We start from the raw sequence: 15835 nt of genomic DNA, 5'->3' as shown, positions 1-15835 counted from the left end.
TCGCACACTTCGACGCTCGTTCATCCGATCGTGTGAGGATTGGCCGCACGGCTGACGCGCGACGCTCGGTCGTACAGTGGCGTGGGCACGCTTCGTGCCTTACGACCCCGCCAGGGCTTCAAGGGAGGCGCTTGCCGTGAGTGAGTTGCGGTTCGTCCGGATGGGATTCGGTGCGGACGCCGTCGAGTACCGGGAGGCGTGGGACGAGCAGCGCCGGGTGCACGCGGCCCGGTTCGCCGACGAGGTCCCCGACACCGTGCTGCTCCTGGAGCATCCGCCGGTCTACACGGCCGGCCGGCGCACGGCGGACAGCGAACGACCGCTCGACGGCACCCCCGTCGTGGACGTCGACCGCGGCGGCAAGATCACCTGGCACGGCCCGGGCCAGCTGGTCGGCTACCCGATCCAGAAGCTTCCGCGTCCGGTGGACGTCGTGGCGCACGTACGGCGGCTGGAAGAGGCCCTGATCCGCACCTGCGCGGAGTTCGGCCTCGAGACCAGCCGGGTCGAGGGCCGCAGCGGGGTGTGGGTGCTCGGCGACCCGGTCGACCAGCGCCCCTCGCTCGGCGGGCTGTCCCTTGACTTCGACCCCCGTCTGCACGACGAGGAGTTCGACCCGCGCATGAACGGTCCGGAGTACGCCCCCTCCAACGCCGGCCAGCGCCGCGAGGACCGCAAGATCGCCGCGATCGGCATCCGCGTGGCCAAGGGCGTCACGATGCACGGCTTCGCACTGAACGTGAACCCGGACAACCGGTGGTTCGACCGGATCATCCCGTGCGGGATCCGGGACGCGGGAGTCGCCTCGCTCGCCGGCGAACTGGGCCGGGACGTCACGATCGACGAGGTGCTGCCGATCGTGGAGCGGCACCTGAAGGACGTGCTCGAGCACGCGGACCTCAAGCCGCGGGAGATCGAGCGGGCGACCGCGTGACGCTCCGCCGGAAGCGCGATCATGCACCTGCCGGCCGGTGGGTGCCGGTCGCGCAGTTCCCCGCGCCCCCAGGTGGGAATTGACCCCGGGGCCATGAGGTTGCCCTCCACGGATGGGCCCAACAAACACGGGCGTACCCTGGTGTGCGCCGAAGAATCGAAGATTACCCAAAGCAATCAGCAGGGAGCCGACGTGTCCGCAGTCGCACCCGACGGACGCAAGATGCTGCGCCTGGAGGTCCGCAACAGCCAGACCCCCATCGAGCGCAAGCCCGAGTGGATCAAGACCCGGGCGAAAATGGGTCCCGAATACACCAAGATGCAGAACCTCGTGAAGAGCGAGGGCCTGCACACCGTCTGCCAGGAAGCCGGCTGCCCCAACATCTACGAGTGCTGGGAAGACCGTGAGGCCACCTTCCTCATCGGCGGCGACCAGTGCACGCGGCGCTGCGACTTCTGCCAGATCGACACCGGCAAGCCCGAGGCGCTGGACCGGGACGAGCCCCGGCGCGTGGGCGAGTCCGTGGTCACCATGGACCTGAACTACGCCACGATCACCGGCGTCGCCCGCGACGACCTGGAGGACGGCGGTGCCTGGCTGTACGCCGAGACGGTCCGCCAGATCCACGAGCAGACCGCCTCCCGCGAGGCCGGCCGCACCAAGGTGGAGCTCCTCGCCCCGGACTTCAACGCCGTACCGGAGCTGCTGGAGGAGGTCTTCGCCTCCCGCCCCGAGGTCTTCGCGCACAACGTCGAGACGGTTCCGCGCATCTTCAAGCGCATCCGCCCCGGCTTCCGCTACGAGCGCTCACTGAAGGTCATCACCGACGCCCGCGACTACGGCCTGGTCACCAAGTCGAACCTCATCCTCGGCATGGGCGAGACCCGCGAGGAGGTCAGCGAGGCGCTGCGGCAGCTGCACGAGGCGGGCTGCGAGCTGGTGACCATCACGCAGTACCTGCGCCCGTCCGTGCGCCACCACCCCGTGGAGCGCTGGGTGAAGCCGCACGAGTTCGTGGAGCTGAAGGACGAGGCCGAGCAGATCGGCTTCTCCGGAGTGATGTCCGGTCCGCTGGTGCGTTCCTCGTACCGCGCCGGCCGGCTGTACCAGATGGCGATCGAGAAGCGGGGCTCCTACGTCGCCTCGCAGGCCGTCTGAGCAGCCGCCCGCCTGACAGGCCGTCACCCGCCTTGCCCCGTACAGACCGAGGCAAGCGTGTGAATTCACGCACAAGTAACTACCCGCCGGTAGTGACCGATATGACGCGGTCCTGACCGTCCTCGCTGATGAGGGCGTATGTCAGGGCCGTGTCGGCGTTCGGGAGCTCAACATCAGGGCTTCATGGGTGTTTGACCGGTCGGTCATGCCCTGGTAACACCAATCAGTGACCCTGGACTTACACCACGTACACCCATACCCGCACGGGTATCGAGGGGGGACCTCCATCATGCAGGCCGCGCCCGTCCGCGCCACCGCCATTCCGACCGTCACCAACGCACTCCGCGCCGTCGAGTCCCTGCTCATGAGCAGTGGCCAGCGCACCGCCCGCCGCAACGCCTGGACGTCCGTCCTGGAGGACCGCCGCCGCGCCAAGGACCGGGTCGAGGCGCAGCGCGTCCTGGAGCAGACGTTCACCTTGCGTCCCTGACGCACCTCCGCCCCTCCCGCGGGCACTGCCGTCGTCGGCGCTTGCCGGGGCACGTAGACTTCGTGCCATGGCGAGGAAGGACACGGCAGCGGACGCTGCGAATCCCGGGCGACTCAAGCAGATCGCCCTGACCTACAAGATGACTCGCAAGGCCGACAAGAAGATCGGTCTTGTACTCGCGGCTGTCGGAATCGTCACCATCGGTGTCTTCCTCGCGATCGGTTTCTTGATCGGTCATCCCATCTATCTCGGCATTCTCGGCCTCCTGTTCGCCTTCCTCGCGTCGGCGATCGTGTTCGGGCGCCGGGCCGAGCGAGCGGCCTTCGGGCAGATGGAGGGCCAGCCGGGCGCGGCAGCGGCGGTACTCGACAATGTCGGCCGGGGCTGGACGACCACCCCGGCGGTGGCGATGAACCGCAGCCAGGACGTGGTGCACCGGGCGGTCGGCAAGGCCGGCATCGTCCTGGTCGCCGAGGGCAACCCGAATCGGGTCAAGAGCCTGCTGGCCGCCGAGAAGCGGAAGATGAACCGCATCGTCGCGGACGTGCCGGTGCACGACCTGATGGTGGGCACGGGCGAGGGCCAGGTCCCGCTGAAGAAGCTGCGCACGACCATGCTGAAGCTGCCGCGCGTGCTGACCGGTCCGCAGGTGACGGCCACCAACGACCGGCTGCGGGCCATGGGCGACCTGATGAGCAACATGCCACTGCCCAAGGGGCCGATGCCGAAGGGCATGAAGCTCCCGAAGGGCGGGCCGAAGGCCCGCTGACTCCCCCGTACGACGAAGGGGGCGCCCGGATCACTCCGGGCGCCCCCTTCGTCGTACGGACTCCTCACACGGACGCGGACGCTAGATGCGCACTTCCACGGTGCGGGCCAGCCGGTCGTGCAGGCCACGGCCGTCGCGGTCCCAGATCAGGGCCGGGATGGCGAGGCACAGCAGGGCCGTGCGGAGCAGGGCGCGGACGGGGCTGACGCGGCCGGTGTCGGCGGCGACCACCCGCAGGCCGAAGAGGCGCTTACCCGGAGTGAAGCCGACGGTGCCGACGGTCAGGGCGCCGAGCAGGAAGAAGAGGAGGAGCGCCCAGTTGCTGGTGGCCTGGTCGTAGCCCTGCGTGATGAGACCGTATGCGATCAAGAGGCACAGTCCCCAGTCCACGGCGATGGCACCGAGGCGCCGGCCGGGGCGGGCGATCGAGCCCGGCCCCTCCTCCGGCAGACCGAGCTGCTCGCCGCGGTATCCGAAGTCGACACCGGCTTCTTCCGCGGCCGCGCGCGGTCCGGAAAGCCACGATCCGATTGCATGCCTGTTGTCCACCCGTCCACGGTACTGTGCCCGTTTCGCGATACGGACAGGTGGGGTGGGCGCCGCGATGTCCGGTTAACTTGTGCGAAACAAATGGGTCACGCCTGAGAAATCACCCGTCCCTAGGGTCGACGACAGCGTGTGCCACCGCACTGGCCGCACGAACGAACTACCACCCCGGCTCGACCGTCGGGAGTAGGAGGAGCTGGATGTTCCAGAACGCCGACGAGGCCAAGAAGTTCATCGCGGACGAGGGCGTCAAGTTCGTCGACGTCCGCTTCTGCGACCTGCCGGGCGTGATGCAGCACTTCACGCTGCCCGTCGAGGCGTTCGACCCGGACGAGGAGCTTGCCTTCGACGGCTCGTCGATCCGTGGCTTCCAGGCCATTCACGAGTCCGACATGGCGCTGCGCGCGGACCTGTCGACCGCCCGGCTCGACCCCTTCCGCCGCGACAAGACGCTGAACATCAACTTCTTCATCCACGACCCGATCACCGGCGAGCAGTACAGCCGTGACCCGCGCAACGTGGCGAAGAAGGCCGAGGCCTACCTGGCGTCGACCGGTATCGCGGACACCGCGTACTTCGGTCCCGAGGCCGAGTTCTACGTCTTCGATTCCGTGCGCTTCGCGACCAGCGCGAACGAGTCCTTCTACCACATCGACTCCGAGGCGGGCGCCTGGAACACCGGCGCCCTCGAGGACAACCGTGGTTACAAGGTCCGCTACAAGGGCGGTTACTTCCCGACCCCGCCGGTCGACCACTTCGCCGACCTGCGTGCGGAGATCTCGCTGGAGCTGGCCGCTTCCGGCCTCCAGGTCGAGCGCCAGCACCACGAGGTGGGCACCGCCGGCCAGGCCGAGATCAACTACAAGTTCAACACGCTGCTCGCCGCGGCCGACGACCTCCAGCTCTTCAAGTACATCGTGAAGAACGTGGCCTGGCGCAACGGCAAGACCGCGACCTTCATGCCGAAGCCGATCTTCGGCGACAACGGCTCGGGCATGCACGTCCACCAGTCGCTGTGGACCAACGGTTCCCCGCTCTTCTACGACGAGGCCGGTTACGCGGGCCTGTCGGACACCGCCCGCTTCTACATCGGCGGCATCCTCAAGCACGCCCCCTCGCTGCTCGCCTTCACCAACCCGACGGTGAACTCGTACCACCGTCTGGTGCCGGGCTTCGAGGCGCCGATCAACCTGGTGTACTCGCAGCGCAACCGCTCCGCCGCGATGCGTATCCCGATCACGGGTTCCAACCCGAAGGCCAAGCGCGTCGAGTTCCGCGCGCCCGACTCCTCCGGCAACCCGTACCTGGCCTTCTCGGCCCTGCTCCTCGCGGGCCTGGACGGCATCAAGAACAAGATCGAGCCGGCCGAGCCGATCGACAAGGACCTGTACGAGCTGGCTCCCGAGGAGCACGCGAGCGTGGCGCAGGTCCCGACCTCCCTCCCGGCCGTCCTCGACCGCCTCGAGGCCGACCACGAGTTCCTCCTCCAGGGCGACGTCTTCACGCCGGACCTGATCGAGACGTGGATCGACTTCAAGCGCGCCAACGAGATCGCGCCGCTGCAGCTGCGTCCGCACCCGCACGAGTTCGAGCTCTACTTCGACGTGTGACCGGCCCGTAGGTCCTTCGACCGCGCCCCCGCTCCTGGATTTCTCAGGGCGGGGGCGTCGTCGTATGGTGTCCGGCACAATTGTTCGATACGGAGACGACGGGGGTTACGGGGATGCCCGAACAGGACGACGCGGAGCGGGAGTTCGACCTCAGGTGGGCCGACGACGCCGAGCACAAGGAGCCCTCCGCGCGGGCCCGGATGCTGGCCGCGCGCTGGCGGGAGAACCCGCCCGAGCCGCAGCCGTTCCGCGCTGACCCCGATCCGGCGGGGCCGCGCCGTTCGTCGTGGGTGTCGACGGTCGTCGTGCTCGGGAGCGTGGCGGCGATCATCCTGCTGTTGGGCTACGCGAACTTCCGGTCGCCGTACTAGCCATGCGCGATGACATCCGGGGCGGCGGAGAGGCGGCACGCCGGCTCGCGGAGGGGGCCTCGCTGCGGGACGTGCTCGCTCCCGCCGAGCCGACGGCGTGGCTCGCGCTGGACGCAGGGACGCGCGCGTGGCTGCCGCCCCGGCTGCTGCCGACGCGGGCGGAGGTCGAGGGCCGACGCGGGTGGCTCGCCGCACTCCGCCGCCCCGACGCGCTCGCCGAGCCCCGGCTCGCACTGGCCCTGTGCCACCGTGACGGCCGGGTGCGCGAGGCGGCTCTCGGTCCGGCGGCGCGCTGCCCCGGCCTGTTGCCGCTGGTCGTCGTCCGCACCGCCGACTGGGCCGCCCCTGTGCGCGAGCGGGCCCAGGAGGTGCTGCGCGCCGCCCTCGATCCGGACACCGCCCTCCCGCTCGCGCCGCTGATCCTGCTCGTCGGCCGGCGCGGCCGGGGGGCCTTCGGCGTCGGCCTGCTGGACGAGGTCCTGCGCCGGGCGCCCCGTGAACACCTCGCGCCCCTGTTCACCCACGCCGACCGAGCCGTACGCCGCTTCGCGTACCGCCTCGCCGTCGACGAGGGGCACCTCTCCCCCGCCGAGCTGGCCCGGGCCGCCGCCCGCGACACCGACCCGGTCGTCCAGGACCTGTGCGCAGAGGCCGCCCTGGCCGCCGTACCGGAGGACGGTCTGTCCGACGACGTGCTCGAACCGCTGCTCACCGCGCGCGGGCCGCGGGTGCGGTCCGCCGGGGTGACCGCGCTGCGGCGGGCCGGGCGGCCCGATCGGGCGGAGGCGTTTCTCGCCGACCGGTCGGGACTCGTGCGGGCCTGCGCGCGCTATGTCGTACGGCAGGCGGGGCGCGATCCGCTGGTCTGGTACCGGCGCCGGTGTGCCGACGCGGGCGACCCCGCGCTGCCGCCCGGGGCGGTCGCCGGACTGGCGGAGTGCGGGGAGCGGGCCGACGCCGAGTCGCTGTGGCCGCTGCTCGGCCATCTGGCGCCGGGGGTGCGGGCGCGGGCGGTCGCCGGGTTGCGGGCGCTGGACGTGACGGACGTACGGCGGCTGCGGGCGTTGCTCGACGACCCGGAGCCCGGGGTCGTGCGGGAGGCGACGCTGGCGCTGCTGCCCTCGGCCCGGTCGCTGGACGACGGGTGGCTGACGGAGCGGCTGACGGCGGGGCGGCCCCGGCATGTGCGGGTGGCCGCGTTCCGGCTGCTGGACGCGTGCGGCGGCCTGGTGCGGCTGCGGGCGGCGGTCGCGGTGCTCGACGACCCGGATGCCAGGCTGCGGCGCTGGGCCGGGCAGTCGGTGCAGAGCTGGCGTGTGACGGCGGACGTGCCGCCCGGGTCGGCGGAGGTGGGCGAACTGCTCGACCGGGGGCGGCATCTGTTCAGCGAGTACGTGCTGAAGAGACGGAAGTGGGCGGCCGGCATCGAGGGCTGAACCTTTGCTGGTCCTAGGGCTGATCACGACCGCCTCGTGGGCCGGGCCGGTGCACACTGGGCTGCGGGGCGAGTGCCTGACTGCGGAGTGTGATGCGTGATGCAGAGCCGCTTCCCAAACGACCGGCGGTTGACCGTACGGATGACGGTCACGATGTTTCTCCTCGGGCTGCTGTACGTGGCCTTCGTCGCAGCGCTGGTCGTGCTGCTGAAGTCGTGGGTCCTGGTCGTGGTGGTCGCGGCGGGGATGCTCGGGGCGCAGTACTGGTTCTCCGACAAGATCGCGCTGTTCGCGATGCGCGGGCGGGTCGTGGAGCGGGAGGAGTATCCCGAGCTGCACGCCGTTGTCGACCGGCTGTGTGCCCTCGCGGACATGCCCAAGCCGGTGGTCGCCGTGTCGCGGATGGACATGCCGAACGCGTTCGCGACCGGGCGGAACCCCGACAACGCCGTCGTCTGCGTGACCACCGGGCTGCTGCGCCGGCTGGAGCCGGCGGAGCTGGAGGGCGTCCTCGCGCACGAGTTGTCACACGTGGCGCACAAGGACGTCGCCGTGATCACCATCGCGTCCTTCCTCGGGGTGATCGCGGGCCTGATCGTGCGGTTCGCCTTCTACTCGCAGCTGTTCGGCGGCGGGCGCCGGGACCAGAACACCGCCGTCGTCCTCGCCGCCGTGATGGGCGTGTCGGCAGCCGTGTACGCGGTCAGCTTCCTGCTGATCAGGGCGTTGTCCCGGTACCGGGAGCTGGCGGCGGACCGGGCGGCGGCACAGCTCACCGGCCGGCCCTCGGCGCTGGCGTCCGCGCTCACCAAGGTCACCGGTGACATCGCCCGGATCCCCTCCAAGGACCTGCGCACGGCCCAGGCCTTCAACGCCTTCCACTTCACCCCCGCGCTGGGCGCCGAGCCGGGTGCGGCCCGGCTCTTCTCCACCCACCCGAGCCTGGAGCAGCGGCTGGAGCAGCTGGGGCGGATCTCCGTCGAGCTGGGCGAGGCGACGACTCCGGGGAGGGCGAACTGAGGATGGGGCTGCTGGACATCCTGCTCGGCCGCACGAAGCCGGTCGCACCCGATCTCGACCAGCTCTTCGCGCTGCCGTCGGCGGCGGTGTCGCTGGAGGCGGCCGCCTCCTTCACGCCGACCGGGCGGGGTGCGGTGTGCTTCGCCACGGTGGAGGGCGCGGCCTTCGAGCAGACGCACCGGGAGGTGCAGGCCCTGCTCGACGCGGACACCGACCGCGACGGACCGCCGGTGGAGCTGCGGCGGGACGGCTACGGGTACTCGTGGCTGGTGTCGGAGCGCGCTCCCGACCAGCTGCCGCTCCTGGTCAACGACCTGCACGCGGTGAACAGTTCGATGGAGGTCAACGGCTTCGGGCCGCAACTGCTCTGCTCGCTCGCCGGGTTCCGCAATCCGGAGGGCCGGTCGCTGGCGATGGTCTACCTCTACAAGCGCGGCACCTTCTACCCGTTCGCGCCGCTGCCCGGCGAGGGGCAGCGGCGCGACAACCCGACGGAGCTGCGGGCGAAGGCGGCGCTGGCGGACGACCTGCGGATCGAGCCCGACCTGAGCCGCTGGTTCCCGGTGTGGGGCGCCCCCGGTCTGTGACGACGGCCGGGGGCCACCGGGATCACCAGCGGTCCCACTGGTCTCACGTGCTCTTCCCGCGCTCCTGACGGCGGGACTCGAAGGGGCGCTCGCGGCGGTAACGGCGCTCCCACCTGGCCTGCTTGTCACGGCGGTCGCGGTACGCGCGGTAGCTCGCGGGCGTGGGCCCCGCCGGGGCTCCCCCCGTCGGCGACGACGGCGAGGAGGGCGCGGACGTGCCTCGTCCGTACTGCACGTACAGGAAGAGCACGGCGACGGCGGCGAGCCAGTAGATGGGGTTTCCGAATCCCAGAACGACCAGGACGACGGTCCCGGATATGACGATGGTGCCCATGACGGGCCTCCGTGGGCGTGGGTTGGTACGAGCGGTGATCTGTGCCCCGACGGGGCGCCGGGGTGGGCGGCCGTCCGTCGGTGCGTAGAGAGTAGCCCCGAGTCCGCGGGGTGATACCTGTCCTGCGGAACGCGGTGGTGGGCAACCTCTCGACGCGTGTCCAGCGTAGGGAAGCGGTCACTTTGCGTGCATCTCCTTTTCCTGAGGACGGTGGGCCGTGAGTGAATGGGGCAATGAGCGAGCTCTCCCCCTTCACGTACGGCTACGCCGGTGAACGGCTCAGTGGTGTGTACGGCGGAGACGACGGTGGTCCGGACCGGGCCACCGTCGTTCTGCTGCACGGAGCGGGCAACGGCGGCAAGGAGCGGCTGCTGCCGTGGCTGTCGGAGTTCCTCGCACACGGCTGCCGGGGCCTCGCGTTCGACTTCTCCGGGCACGGCGAAAGCACGGGCACCCTGCCGGAGTTGAGTCTGCGCCGCCGTTTCGAGCAGGCGGTGTCGGTCGTCGACGCGTTCGTCCCGGCGGACGGGCCGCTGGTCCTGGTCGGGTTCAGCATGAGCGGCCAGACGGTCGCCGACCTCGCCGCGCACTACGGCGACCGGGTCACGGCACTGGGATTGTGCGCGCCCGCCGTGTACGCGGCCGAGGCCTGGGACGTGCCGTTCGGGACGGGCGACGGCCGGTTCAGCACGCTCATCCGCACACCCGGGAGCTGGCGGACGTCACCCGCGCTCGACGTGCTGCGGGCGTACGAGGGGCGGGCGGTGCTCGCGGTACCGGGTACGGACGCGGTGATCCCGCCGGAGGTCACGGAGGCCGTGCAGGACGCGCTCTGCACCCGCGCGCAGTACACGCGCTTCGAACTGCCCTCAGCCGACCACCAGTTGGGGATGTGGTTCCGCGATCATCCCGAGGACCGGCGCGCGTTCGTGTCGGCCGTCCTCGCGCCGGGGTGGACGGCGACCCGGTCGTGGGTGGCCAAGCAGCTCCCGGAGGGGCGGACGGTTCGCGACAGCCGTCCGCTGTCCGGCGGCTGGAGTGCCCAGATGCGCCGTCTCACCCTCGACGACGGCACCGGGCTGGTGCTGCGGACCTTCGTGAAGCCCTTCTTCCGCCGACACGCCCCGGGGCTGCTGACCCGCGAGGCGTCCGTCCTCACGCTTCTCGCCGGGCAGGAGGGCATACCCGCCGCGCGGCCGGTCGCCGTCGACGCCTCGGCCGAACTCTGCGACCACCCCTCGTTGTTGATGTCGCTGCTGCCGGGGCGGGTGCGGGTCGACGAGGACGACACCGCCGAGTTGGAGCGGCGCCTGGACCTGCTGGCGGCGCAACTCGTCAGGATTCACGGGGTCGTCCCGGACGAGCGTCCGCGCCCCTACCAGGCCTGGACGTCGCCGGAGCGGGCGGTCACCCCGGCGGGGCCGCTGTGGGAGCGGGCGGTGGACGTGATCCGCCGCGAGCCCCCGCCCTACGAGGGCTGTTTCCTGCACCGGGACTTCCACCCGGGGAACGTGCTGTTCGAGGGGAGCGGCGACGGACTGCGGGTCAGCGGAGTCGTCGACTGGGTCGAGACGTCGTGGGGCCCCGCCGACCTGGACGTCGCCCACTGCTCGACGACCCTGGCGCTGCTGCACGGCCCCGGGTACGGACTCGGCTTCCGCGCCCGTTACGAGGCGCACGGCGGCCGCCGCCTCGCCGACGGACCGGACCACCTGTACTGGCGGCTGCTGGACGCCCTCGGCTACTCCCCCGACGCGGCGAAGCTCGCGGGTCCCTGGCGGGAGCTGGGCCGCACCGATCTGACGGCCGAGATACTGGGCGGGCGGCTGGAGGCGTACGTGGCCGGGCTGCTGGAGAGGTACGCCTGACCCCGCCCCTCACCGGTGTGTCAGACCCCCGGGTCGGCACTCACCACGCCCGCCGCGACGGCCGCGCCCAGCGTCGCGTGGTCGTGGACGGTCTGGTCGGCGTAGCTCAGCGCGAAGTCGGCGACGGCCCGTTCGAAGGTGTCCGCGCCGCCCAGGTAGCCGGCGATCGCGATGCGGTCACCGGAGCGGGCGTGCGCGCGGGCCACCGCGGTGCCGCACAGCCGGGCGTATGCGGCGAGTTCGGCCGGGCTCATCCCGGCGACGTCCGCGGAGCCCTTCATGTCGCGCAGCTGCCGCCAGTAGAACGCCCGTCCCTGCGGCCCGCTCATCCACCCCAGGAAGACGTCACCGGTGGCCTGGAGGAGCCGCTGGCCGGCGACGACCCGGTGTCCCGGATGGACGTACGGCCCGTTCGGCAGATGCTCTTCCAGTACGGACTCGCGCGCCTCCTTGAGCTGCAGGAACAGCGGGTCGTCCGCGTCGCGGCCGGCGAGCAGCACGATGAAGCAGCGGATGCCGACGCTGCCGACGCCGACGACCTTGCGGGCGGCGTCGACGAAGCGGTAGCGGTCCAGGAGCAGGCGGCGCTCCTCGCCGAGGGTGGAGCGGTAGTCGCTGAAGATCTTGCGCAGGGCGGCCATGTCGGGGGCACCGGCGGGTTCGAGCAGCGGCGGGTCGTGGATGAGGCGCCGGTGTCCGTCGACGACGTCCGTGAGTTTGCCGAGGGCCTGGAGGCTGGTGCGGCGGCGGGCACGGGTGAGGCTGGATTCGACGCGGCGGCGACGACCGGCGGAGCGGACGAGGGGCAGCAGGCTGTCGGCGTCGAGGCGCTCGTACCAGACGTCGAGTTCGCCCTGACGGGCCAGGCGGCGCATGGTCACGCGGTAGGCGGCGGTCGCCTCCAGGGCCGCGCGGCGGGTCCTGGCGTCGCTGTGACCGTTCTCGCGGGCGGCGACGGCGACGCTGGCGGCGAGGCGTTTGACGTCCCATTCGAAGGGGCCGGGGAAGGTCTCGTCGAAGTCGTTGAGATCGAAGAGCAGGGCCCGCTCCGGGGACGTGTGGAGGCCGAAGTTGAGCAGGTGGGCGTCGCCGCAGAGCTGCACGGTGAGTCCGGTGTGCGGCTGGGCGGCGAGATCGGCGGCCATCACGGCGGCCGCCCCGCGCAGGAAGGCGAAGGGGGAGGCGGTCATGCGGCCGTAGCGGACCGGGAGCAGCTCGGGCAGGCGGTCACGGCCCTGCCGTTCGAGTACGCCGACGGGGTCGGGGCGGCCGACGGAAGGGATCCAGCCGGCGTGCGCGGAGCGGGGGACGCGCTTGCGGGCGGCTCTGCCTCGGGCGGCGCGGGCGGCGGGGTCGGTGCGGTGGACCGGGTCGGGGCCGGTCATCTGCGTTGTCTCCGCATCACGCCTCCTGGGTGCCCTGGTTTCCGGCTGGGTGCCCTGGTTGCCGTCACCTCCTGATCGCAGTGAAGGCCCGGCGCGGGGGCGTCCGCATGCCGGGTACGGCAATCGGGTGACGTCACCCGTGCCCCGGCGGGACCCGGTTGTCAGTGCCGTCCGGGAGGATGCCGGTATGGGTGACGAGGAGCGGTACATCGGCGTGGCGGAGCGGCGGACGCGGCTCGCGCTGCGCCACCGGCTGGCCGGGGCGGCACGGGCGGGGAGTCCGGAGGAGGTCGCCGGCTCCCTGGTCGCCCTGCACGGATCGGACCCGGCGACGGTGTACCTGGCGGTGGGCTCGCGGCTCGCGGACCCGGCGGGAACCGTGCCGGAGACCGGCCGGGCGCTGTACGAGGACCGTGCGCTGGTCCGGATGCACGGCATGCGGCACACGGTCTTCGTGTTCCCGACGGAGCTGACCGCGGTCGTGCACGCCTCGACCGGCCTCGTGGTCGCCGCGCGGGAGCGGGCCGCGCTGCTCAAGGCCATGGCGACGGCCGGTGCGCCGGACGCGGCCTGGCTGAAGGAGGTCGAGGCTTCGGCGCTGGCCGCGCTGGCGCGGCGCGGCCAGGCGACGGCGACGGAGCTCGCCGCGGACGAGCCGCGCCTGCGGGAGCAGTTCGTGTACGCGGCCGGGAAGAGCTACGAGGGCGTCCACACCGTCTCGACCCGTCTGCTGAAGGTGCTGGGCGTCGAGGGCAAGGTCGTGCGGGGCCGGCCGCTCGGCTCCTGGACGTCCGGCCAGTTCCGCTGGGCGGTGTCCCCCGCCCACCCCGAACTGGACGCGGCTGAGGCCCAGGCCCTGCTGCTGGAGCGCTGGCTCGCCGCGTGCGGCCCGGCCACGGAGGCCGACCTGAAGTGGTGGACGGGGTGGAAAGTCACCGACGTCCGCCGGGCGTTGGCGGCGATCGGGGCGCTGCGGGTGTCCCTGGACGAGGGCGTGGGGTACGTCGTCGAAGGCGACGCCGGCCCGGTGGCGGGGCCCGTCGAACCCTGGGCCGCGCTGCTGCCGGCGCTCGATCCGACGGCGATGGGCTGGCAGCAGCGGGACTGGTATCTGGCCCCGGAGCTGCGCCCCGCGTTGTTCGACTACAGCGGCAACGTGGGGCCGACGGTGTGGTGGAACGGCCGGGTGGTGGGCGGATGGGCCCAGCGGGCGGACGGGGAGATCGTGTGGCGGTTGCTGGACACGGAGAGGGTGGGGCGCGACGCGGAGGCGGCGATCGCGGTGGAGGCGGAGCGGTTGCGGGGGTGGGTAGGGCCGGCGAGGGTGACACCGCGGTTCCGGACGCCGGTGGAGAAGGAGTTGTCGGCGTAGAGGTGCCACCCGACTCGGTTGGCTGGAAGGCAGGGGTCGAGGGTGGGTACTTCTTGTCCGACCGCGTCGGGTGGTGGGTGGGCGCAGGGGGTGCCGGGCGCCCGTTACGGAAACAGGGCACCCGGCACCGGACGCTCACCGCGAGTAACGCATCAGCGCCCGCACCATGTGGCACGTCGTGTCCGACGGCGGGTGGACGCCGATCGTCTCCGCCGCGCTCCGTATCGTCTCGTTGCGGGCCTGGTTGGGCACGAAGACGCCCGAGTCGAGCAGGGCGATCGCCAGGCGCATGGCCTTGAGCCGGCGGTTGTGACTGACGTACCACTCGCGTGGCCGCCCCGGCGGCAGCGGGCGCTTCTCCACGGGTGCGTACGGCATGTCGAGCAGTACGGGACGCTTCGCGGTGGACTGGGTGGGCAACGGCTTCGGCTTCAGTGCGGCAGCGGGCACAGGCATCCTCCTGTCGCGGTCAGGGTGTCCCCCCGGAGATCTCGACACCCCGGCGACACCCTCGAACACTGCTTCTATTCTACTGCCCGGCACTGACAAAAGCCCCTGGCCAAAGGGCTGCAGGGGGCACTGTGACACAGGTGGAAGACGGGTTTTCGCGTACCGTGGGCCGTATGGAAATCTGGATCAACCCGGCCTGTTCCAAGTGCCGCAGCGCCCTCACCCTGCTCGACGCGGAGGGCGCGGACTACACCGTCCGCCGCTACCTGGAGGACGTGCCGAAGGAGGACGAGATCCGTGACGTCCTCGACCGCCTCGGCCTCGAACCCTGGGACATCACCCGCACCCAGGAGGCCGCCGCGAAGGAGCTCGGTCTCAAGGAGTGGCCCCGGGACGACACTTCGCGCGACCGCTGGATCACCGCACTCGCCGAGCATCCCAAGCTGATCCAGCGCCCGATCATCACCGCGGACGACGGTACGGCCGTGGTGGCCCGCACCGACGAGGCCGTACGCGACGCCTTGTCCCGGTAGCCAACGGTTTGTCGGTCGGCGGGAGTTCGGAGGGCTCGCGCTGTTACCCTCCGCCGCCATGACCTTCGGTGATCAAGGAATGCCGCACCCCTCCGACCCGTACGCCTCATGGGTGGCCGAACAGGAGCGCATACGCAGAAAACGCCGCACCCGGCGCGCGGCCGCCGCCGGCACGGGCGTCGTCCTCGTGGCCGCGATCGCCGCGGGCGCGGTGCTGTTCGAGGGCGGCGGTGGCGGCGAGACGGCCACGGCCACCCCCCTGACGTCGGCGACCGCGGACACCGGCACCGCCGTGCCGTCCGTGACCGCCACCCTCCCCTCCGACGCCCCGACCACCCTGCCCTCCCTGCTCGCACGGCCCGTGATCCGGCCCGAGCAGGCCTTCCCGCAGCAGAACGTGCGCCTGAAGGACGGGGCCCGGCACCACCGCGTCGACCTCGCCACCACCACCGACTGCGCCCGTGGCACGTCGCCGGAGCTGGCAGCACTGCTCGAACAGGGCGAGGGATGCGTCCGGTTGACGGCGGCACTGTTCACGGACACCGAACAGCGTTCGCAGGTGACGGTCAGCGTGCTGAGTTTCCGGCGTGTGGAGGATGCCTCGGCGGTGTTCATGATGGCCTCGATGGACCCGGTGACGTATCAGGCGGTCTCGCTCGACCCGCCGCCCGAGGCGGGGCTGCCGACCGTGCCGCCCGGTTCGGCGGGGGTCTTCCGGCGGCTGATGACCGTGCGCTCGGTGGTGTTCGCGAACGGGCAGTGGGGCGACGGGGCGGAGACCAGGGAGGGCGAACTCACGCGCCTGACCGAGGGGTTGCTCCAGCACGTCAACGACACGGTGGCGGCGTACGAGCAGGGAGACAGCTGACTGCGGTGTGACGCGCACCACTTTGGTGACTCCTGTCAGCAGCTGAGCAGCGTCGTTCGGTATCTCGTACATAGCGGCGTACGCTCCCCTACCTCTCAGGAGCC

Annotated in this window: 17 protein-coding genes; 13 read left to right on the top strand and 4 right to left on the bottom strand. The window is 71.5% G+C overall.

Features of this window, described 5'->3' with window-relative positions; translation table 11 throughout:
• Positions 1–94: 94 nt before the first annotated feature.
• The 4 genes from lipB to KUM49_RS13995 all read left to right on the top strand — a co-directional run bounded on the left by lipB (position 95) and on the right by KUM49_RS13995 (position 3351).
• Positions 95–934 carry a lipoyl(octanoyl) transferase LipB gene (lipB, locus tag KUM49_RS14010; RefSeq protein WP_308406623.1) on the top strand — a complete coding sequence of 280 codons (840 nt, stop codon included), beginning with the start codon at positions 95–97 and terminating at the stop codon, positions 932–934.
• A 192-nt stretch (positions 935–1126) separates the two neighbouring features.
• A complete protein-coding gene (gene lipA, locus KUM49_RS14005) occupies positions 1127–2092 on the top strand; it encodes a lipoyl synthase (protein ID WP_217237142.1) in 966 nt (321 codons plus the stop codon).
• A 289-nt stretch (positions 2093–2381) separates the two neighbouring features.
• Positions 2382–2582, top strand: a complete 201-nt coding sequence (locus KUM49_RS14000; protein ID WP_217237141.1) for a hypothetical protein — start codon at positions 2382–2384, stop codon at positions 2580–2582.
• 67 nt (positions 2583–2649) lie between these two features.
• Positions 2650–3351 carry a DUF4191 domain-containing protein gene (locus tag KUM49_RS13995; RefSeq protein ID WP_217237140.1) on the top strand — a complete coding sequence of 234 codons (702 nt, stop codon included), beginning with the start codon at positions 2650–2652 and terminating at the stop codon, positions 3349–3351.
• Between the two features lie 81 nt (positions 3352–3432).
• Here KUM49_RS13995 and KUM49_RS13990 read toward each other — a convergent pair whose 3' ends face one another.
• Entirely contained in the window at positions 3433–3900 is a 468-nt protein-coding gene (locus tag KUM49_RS13990; protein ID WP_217237139.1) for an RDD family protein, read from the bottom strand.
• A gap of 197 nt (positions 3901–4097) precedes the next feature.
• Between KUM49_RS13990 and glnA the strand changes: the two genes are divergently transcribed.
• From glnA to KUM49_RS13965, 5 genes are all read left to right on the top strand, one after another.
• Complete coding sequence (gene glnA, locus KUM49_RS13985) at positions 4098–5507, top strand: type I glutamate--ammonia ligase (protein ID WP_217237138.1); 1410 nt, start codon at positions 4098–4100, stop codon at positions 5505–5507.
• 113 nt (positions 5508–5620) lie between these two features.
• Positions 5621–5878, top strand: coding sequence for a hypothetical protein (locus KUM49_RS13980; RefSeq protein WP_217237137.1), 258 nt, complete (start codon positions 5621–5623; stop codon positions 5876–5878).
• Positions 5879–5880: 2 nt separating this feature from the next.
• Complete coding sequence (locus KUM49_RS13975) at positions 5881–7314, top strand: hypothetical protein (protein WP_217237136.1); 1434 nt, start codon at positions 5881–5883, stop codon at positions 7312–7314.
• Between the two features lie 99 nt (positions 7315–7413).
• Positions 7414–8334 (top strand): zinc metalloprotease HtpX, encoded by a 921-nt coding sequence (htpX, locus tag KUM49_RS13970; RefSeq protein WP_217237135.1) that lies wholly within the window; start codon positions 7414–7416, stop codon positions 8332–8334.
• Between the two features lie 2 nt (positions 8335–8336).
• A complete protein-coding gene (locus tag KUM49_RS13965; protein ID WP_217237134.1) occupies positions 8337–8921 on the top strand; it encodes a hypothetical protein in 585 nt (194 codons plus the stop codon).
• A gap of 43 nt (positions 8922–8964) precedes the next feature.
• Here KUM49_RS13965 and KUM49_RS13960 read toward each other — a convergent pair whose 3' ends face one another.
• On the bottom strand, positions 8965–9255 hold the full coding sequence (locus tag KUM49_RS13960; RefSeq protein WP_217237133.1) for a hypothetical protein: 291 nt from the start codon (positions 9253–9255) through the stop codon (positions 8965–8967).
• Between the two features lie 233 nt (positions 9256–9488).
• Here KUM49_RS13960 and KUM49_RS13955 point away from each other — a divergent pair, with 233 nt between their 5' ends.
• Entirely contained in the window at positions 9489–11123 is a 1635-nt protein-coding gene (locus tag KUM49_RS13955; RefSeq protein ID WP_217237132.1) for an alpha/beta fold hydrolase, read from the top strand.
• Positions 11124–11143: 20 nt separating this feature from the next.
• Here KUM49_RS13955 and KUM49_RS13950 read toward each other — a convergent pair whose 3' ends face one another.
• Entirely contained in the window at positions 11144–12508 is a 1365-nt protein-coding gene (locus KUM49_RS13950) for a DUF2252 domain-containing protein (RefSeq protein WP_217237131.1), read from the bottom strand.
• A 187-nt stretch (positions 12509–12695) separates the two neighbouring features.
• On the opposite strand from KUM49_RS13950, the gene KUM49_RS13945 reads away from it, so the two are divergent.
• Positions 12696–13880 carry a winged helix DNA-binding domain-containing protein gene (locus KUM49_RS13945; RefSeq protein WP_217237130.1) on the top strand — a complete coding sequence of 395 codons (1185 nt, stop codon included), beginning with the start codon at positions 12696–12698 and terminating at the stop codon, positions 13878–13880.
• Positions 13881–14015: 135 nt separating this feature from the next.
• On the opposite strand, the gene KUM49_RS13940 is transcribed toward KUM49_RS13945, so the two are convergent.
• A complete protein-coding gene (locus tag KUM49_RS13940) occupies positions 14016–14330 on the bottom strand; it encodes a hypothetical protein (protein WP_217237129.1) in 315 nt (104 codons plus the stop codon).
• 173 nt (positions 14331–14503) lie between these two features.
• On the opposite strand from KUM49_RS13940, the gene KUM49_RS13935 reads away from it, so the two are divergent.
• Together KUM49_RS13935 and KUM49_RS13930 are read left to right on the top strand one after the other, a co-directional pair.
• A complete protein-coding gene (locus tag KUM49_RS13935) occupies positions 14504–14863 on the top strand; it encodes an arsenate reductase family protein (RefSeq protein ID WP_217237128.1) in 360 nt (119 codons plus the stop codon).
• A 58-nt stretch (positions 14864–14921) separates the two neighbouring features.
• Positions 14922–15731 (top strand): hypothetical protein, encoded by an 810-nt coding sequence (locus tag KUM49_RS13930; RefSeq protein ID WP_254401205.1) that lies wholly within the window; start codon positions 14922–14924, stop codon positions 15729–15731.
• Positions 15732–15835: the final 104 nt, after the last annotated feature.

The sequence above is a fragment of the Streptomyces sp. AC555_RSS877 genome (assembly GCF_019049245.1).
GTDB lineage: Bacteria > Actinomycetota > Actinomycetes > Streptomycetales > Streptomycetaceae > Streptomyces.
This window is presented reverse-complemented; position numbering and strand designations above follow the sequence as displayed.